Origin of the sequence: Enterobacter sp. J49, assembly GCF_002148625.1 — a bacterium.
Taxonomy (GTDB): Bacteria; Pseudomonadota; Gammaproteobacteria; order Enterobacterales; family Enterobacteriaceae; genus Enterobacter; species Enterobacter ludwigii.
In genome coordinates this window covers 1-294 of the sequence record NZ_MWPY01000005.1, presented here as the reverse complement: position 1 = coordinate 294, position 294 = coordinate 1, and the positions used below count along the sequence as shown (strand labels likewise).

At 58.2% G+C, this 294-nt stretch carries 1 pseudogene; it reads right to left on the bottom strand.

What is annotated here, in order from left to right:
- Window positions 1-294 (bottom strand): annotated as a pseudogene (locus BJP35_RS00030) (amino acid permease); the annotation flags it as partial.

Here is a 294-nt window from a genome sequence, read left to right as displayed (position 1 = left end):
CCACGGCGATCAGCGCCGGCACCCACTGCGGTATTTCCGGGAACCAGAACTGCACATACACCCCGATGGCGGTGATTTCAGAAATGCCGACGGCAATCCACATAAACCAGTAGCCCCAGGCGGTCAGGTAACCGAAGTAGGGATTCATGTACTTATGCGCGTAAACGGCAAACGACCCGGCGACCGGCTCGAGGAACAGCATTTCCCCCATCGAACGCATAATGAAGAACACGAACAGCCCGGCGATGATGTAAGCCAGCAGCACCGACGGCCCCGCCCATTTCAGCGTACTGG